Source organism: Phyllobacterium sp. P5_D12 (genome assembly GCF_054049495.1).
In genome coordinates this window covers 1-4,515 of sequence record NZ_JBFUMG010000373.1, presented here as the reverse complement: position 1 = coordinate 4,515, position 4,515 = coordinate 1, and the positions used below count along the sequence as shown (strand labels likewise).

Annotated in this window: 6 protein-coding genes; 3 read left to right on the top strand and 3 right to left on the bottom strand. The window is 54.9% G+C overall.

Annotated elements, in window-relative coordinates; all coding sequences use genetic code 11:
- Nucleotides 1–152 precede the first annotated feature (152 nt).
- On the bottom strand, nt 153–479 hold the full coding sequence (locus ACXJ5O_RS19690; RefSeq protein ID WP_457301372.1) for an MliC family protein: 327 nt from the start codon (nt 477–479) through the stop codon (nt 153–155).
- Nucleotides 480–1,025: 546 nt separating this feature from the next.
- Here ACXJ5O_RS19690 and ACXJ5O_RS19685 point away from each other — a divergent pair.
- Nucleotides 1,026–2,246, top strand: a complete 1,221-nt coding sequence (locus tag ACXJ5O_RS19685) for an alpha/beta hydrolase family protein (RefSeq protein WP_457301371.1) — start codon at nt 1,026–1,028, stop codon at nt 2,244–2,246.
- A 53-nt stretch (nt 2,247–2,299) separates the two neighbouring features.
- Nucleotides 2,300–2,779, top strand: a complete 480-nt coding sequence (locus tag ACXJ5O_RS19680; protein WP_457301370.1) for a cupin domain-containing protein — start codon at nt 2,300–2,302, stop codon at nt 2,777–2,779.
- 200 nt (nt 2,780–2,979) lie between these two features.
- Here the strand turns inward: ACXJ5O_RS19680 and ACXJ5O_RS19675 are convergent, their stop codons facing one another.
- Together ACXJ5O_RS19675 and ACXJ5O_RS19670 are read right to left on the bottom strand one after the other, a co-directional pair.
- The gene (locus tag ACXJ5O_RS19675; protein ID WP_457301369.1) at nt 2,980–3,255 is read right to left on the bottom strand and encodes a helix-turn-helix domain-containing protein; all 276 of its coding nucleotides are present in this window, start codon (nt 3,253–3,255) and stop codon (nt 2,980–2,982) included.
- 171 nt (nt 3,256–3,426) lie between these two features.
- Entirely contained in the window at nt 3,427–3,597 is a 171-nt protein-coding gene (locus ACXJ5O_RS19670; RefSeq protein ID WP_457301368.1) for a DNA-3-methyladenine glycosylase, read from the bottom strand.
- A gap of 220 nt (nt 3,598–3,817) precedes the next feature.
- Between ACXJ5O_RS19670 and ACXJ5O_RS19665 the strand changes: the two genes are divergently transcribed.
- A partial coding sequence (locus tag ACXJ5O_RS19665) for a hypothetical protein (protein ID WP_457301367.1) occupies nt 3,818–4,515 on the top strand: 698 nt, incomplete at its 3' end.

The window sequence follows — 4,515 nt, the reverse complement described above, 5'->3', positions numbered from 1 at the left end:
GGTCTCCCCCGTTGGAGTGACAAGTTCGTAATCGCCAGTGTTGCGGTTAAGTGTTGGAGGCATGTGCGATAGGTACCACAGGCGAATAGTTCGCGTAATGTATTTTAGCAACTTTTGTAGCTCACTACTCGCATGGCTAAGGCATGCACCATCTAGTCTGTCTCGCAGGTTGTCGAGCTACGGTCCCGGGTCAATTTGGCACTCTTTCCTGTTATCCAGAATTCGGTGCTCCCGTCAGAGTATCGGCTGCCATCCCCGGAGGGCGCCAGAGGCAGAGAATAAGCATCACCAGAGACTGCGAAGACCATGAAAGCCATACCAACACCATCGCCCGGCGCTGTGAATTGTACGGTCAGACGGGAACCGTCAGCGCATCTGTATTTGACCTCGTTCGCGAGGCCCTGTTCGGGCAAAAATGATAACAGGATGCAAACTGAGCTGGTGATGAGCTTGCGGTTCACTTCGAGCGTCCCTCGCATGGCTTGGCCAGGGCTAGTCTGGAATAAATAGCCCAATTGGTCGCAACTTGAACGAAGTCGCGATTTGGGCTCAAGTACGTTACTGTTACAACGTTGGGTTGTGATCGAATTTCGAACATCCGAGCCCCGGATTTCGTTAGACCAAGATTTTTCCAATCGATGGCAACGGCGCAAAACTTGCGCCGTTTTCACGGCAGGGCTTCGCAATGCAGCGGGATTGGCAGGACGATGGTTGACGCTGTTCGGGATAGCAATCACAAGAAGCAAGGCCAGTCCCGGCTCCCGATATCCGCATGCAGGATGCCGTCACGGCTAGCCCGTCGACCGACTTTAGGGCGCAAAGCGGTCGGCATCACTCCGCCTAATTTGGGCGAGAACCGGACCGTATACTTCCGGCGTCATTGACCCCTGTGCTTCGCTTTTTTCATCGACCGCGCCCCTGCGGGTCATTGAAGTTCCATGCTGGATCTTAGTCTTCTGTGATGGGAACTTGTGCATTCCACCGAATCTGAGAAACTCGACTCTCCGGAATTCCAGGAGGGGCGAATGATCAGAAACCCGTTTTCGCATCCCAATCGTATTTTCAGTTCAGGATTTTACAATGATGCCGATCTCGACTTCGAGGTACGCACCACCCTTGGGAAAGTGACTTCAGGCGCCGCGGATACGGGCGAGATTCTGTCTGCGATCGCGGAGATCGATCAGGGAGATCCGCAGGACTGGTTCGAACGATGGATGGCACTCGGCGATCGGGTTCGGGCTATTGCAGATGAAAGTGCGGCAGGTGGTCATCCTATTAGTGCAGCCGATGCTTATTTGCGCGCCTCGACATATTTCGGTGTCGCTCTTGGCTGCATAGACCGACTAAAAAGTGATGAGCTGTTGGTACCGACTTTCCGGCTGCATCGCGAGGCCTGGGACAGTTTCATCGACGCAACATCGATAAACACGGAGCGGGTGGAAATTCCCTATGAGGGGATGACATTGCCAGGTTATCTGTTCAAGCCAACTGGGAAAGAGTTGAAATGCTGCATGATCCTTGTGAATGGTAGTGACGGCACACTCAGCGGCCTTTGGGGTTTTGCCAAGGCTGMTTTGGCTCGAGGCTATGCGGTCCTGATGTTCGACGGGCCAGGCCAGCAATCGCTCCTGTTTGAAAAGGACGTGCCTTTCCGTTTTGATTGGGAGGCAGTAGTGACCCCCGTGGTTGACTTCCTTCTCGGACGCGACGACGTCGGCTCGCATCGCCTTGCTATCTATGGTGTGAGCCAAGCCGGTTACTGGGTACCTCGTGCACTAGCGTTCGAGCATCGAATTACTGCAGCAGTCGCCGATCCTGGTGTCGTCGACGTCTCGACGTCCTGGACAGAACATCTGCCCTCGGGCTTGAAGAAACTGCTCGCCGAAGGCAACGAGCGGCTGTTCGACATCGAGATGTCCCTGGGTATGAAACTTTCGGGTGCCACGTCCAGGATGTGGAATTTCCGCGCCRGGCCTTATCGGCAAGACGGATACTTCAATACAATCCAGGAGGTATTGAAATACAATTTGACAGACGTCGTCGGTCGCATCCAGACACCGATGTTCATCTCTGATTCAGAGGACGAACAGTTCTGGCCGGGTCAGGCCAAACAGCTTGCTGCCATGCTGCCCGGCGAGAAAATGCTTTCATCTTTTACAGCTGCGGAGGGCGCTAATTTTACTGCCAGCCGATGGCGCGTACACTTACTGAACAGCGCATTTTCGACTGGCTGGATGACATTTTGAAGCGTTGAACCGCCCATGAGACGCTTATCGCTGACGAAAACGAAGGCACGCCCATGACTATCGAATTTCTGTATTCCGATGCATCCGAACCAAGTCTCTCGATCCCAGCGATCGGACTTGTACTTCACGTCCGCTTTCCACCCACTGCAAGCGACGGCGCCTTCTCGATTATCGAGACGATCAACAGCCCCGGCTTCGGGCCACCCCGGCACCGACATCGCGAGGCGGAAATATTCAGAGTACTGGAGGGGCGCTACTTGTACGAGGTCGACGGACGCCGCTTCTTCGCCGAGGTGGGCGATGTCGTCAGCATCCCCGGTGGAGCCGAGCATGGTTTTGTAAATGTCAGTGAAAAGCCGGCACGGCAGTACATTCTCATCACACCTGCCTTGGATGCCGCAGCGTTTTTCACCGAGCTAGGGTCAGTCATGGCGACCGGAATACCCGATAAGGCCGCCCTAAACCGCTTCGGCGCGCGATGGGGGGTGGAATTCCTTGGGGCACCGCTGAAACCTACCGACATACCAACTTAGGCTTTGGATCGAAGTCCCTTTGGTTGGATAGCAGTTCCGTTGCTGGTAGGTTTTCGATCGTCCGCTTTTGGCATTCCGCAATTTTGTTACAATGTCTGCGTCGAAGGCGCAAAGCAGTCGTTAAATGCATTGATCACGAATATCCGGTTTGGGCCAACAGCGGTCATTCACTATGATCGCTACCTTKAGCGCTTAGAAACCTAGGCGGGAGATGAAATTCGAATGGCCGCCTCGACGTTCGCAGGCAGCTTGAACCGTCGGCGATACTCACCTGGCGTCAGTCCAGCGAGCTTCCGGAATAGACGACGAAAAGACGCAAGGTCGGAATATCCCACCTCAAACGCGATCTCGTCGATCGGCGTGTCCTCGAGTTCCAGCATCTGTTTGGCTTCTTCGACCCGGAGCCATTGAATATATTCGAGTGGCGAATACCCAGTTGCTTTCCTGAACCGCCGATCGAACGACCTCTTCGGCAAGCCGGAGAGCTGAAGCAGTTCGGAAAGAATTTCTCCCGAATGGTAGTGCGACGGAGCATATTCCTGGCACTTTTTGACGGCGGCATCTCCGTGATCGAGCGGTCGTTATTGGATGAGGCTGGTTCGATCGCCCTGACTAGAACGGCCCGATCCGGAAATGCAAAACCAGGCTCAGACAGCAATGATTGCATACGAGCGGCCTCGGAAACTGTGAGATGACGGGTCGCCTTGACAACAAGCTTCAGTCTCGACGATGCGTCCACCAACGCTTTCGACAAACATCGACGTGCCAATCAAATCCCGAGCTTCAGCATCCCGGCGGAAGAACGCGGAATCAATCACTCCATCTTCCTGCGTTCATTTCGAAGGGAACCAATTTGTCCTGTCTAACCTTTATGAATTGCGGCGGGCCAAACGACATCCTTGCGTCCTCCGCAATATTGAAACGACAAAAAGCAATCTACAGGAGGTTTTYATGGGCCGCGGCATTCTTCTTTGGTTACTCGGAGTTCCGATTCCAATCATCTTGCTCCTCTTTCTGTTCATGCGATAGGAGAGCAAAATGTCCCTCACCGATCTGCAAACGGATGTTGATGCATCCGTGGAGACCAGTGCGAGCGCCGTCAGTTGGGGTCCGATTTTTGCGGGCGCTGTGACTGCTGCAGCCGTAACATTGCTATTGACCCTGCTGGGGTCAGGTTTCGGATTGACAATGGTTTCGCCGTGGGCTTCCGAGAGTTCCTCCGCCACAACATTTGCGGTGTCCACCGCCATCTGGCTGATCCTCGTTCAATGGATATCGGCCGGCGTCGGCGGTTATTTAACGGGTCGCCTTAGAACCAAATGGGCGGGCATCCATACCAACGAAGTTTACTTTCGTGATACTGCGCATGGCTTTGTCGCATGGGCGCTCGCAACTTTGTTCGTTGCCGCTGTGCTCGGGTCTGCTGTTTCGTCGACAATCCACGCGGGTGTGCAGGCGGCGACCAACGTCGCTTCCGGAGCGGCAAGTGCCGCCACCGCTGCCGCCAGCTCTGCCTCAAGTGATACATCAGTCTCCTACTTCGTAGACAGTTTGCTACGGCCGGCCTCGCCTGCGTCGGCAACGCCCGAACGCGCAGGGGATGCAAGTGCAGAGGTATCACGCATTTTGTTGAACGCGGCAGTTACCGGGACGCTTCCTCCCGAAGATCGCACGTACCTTGACCAGTTGGTTGCGGCGCGCAGCGGCCTGAGCGAGGCGGATGCGAAGGCGCGTGT

What these genes read in the sequence shown, in the direction of transcription:
- ACXJ5O_RS19690 (WP_457301372.1), bottom strand. Translation starts at nt 479, where the DNA reads ATGCGAGGGACGCTCGAAGTGAACCGCAAGCTCATCACCAGCTCAGTT.
- ACXJ5O_RS19680 (WP_457301370.1), top strand. Translation starts at nt 2,300, where the DNA reads ATGACTATCGAATTTCTGTATTCCGATGCATCCGAACCAAGTCTCTCG.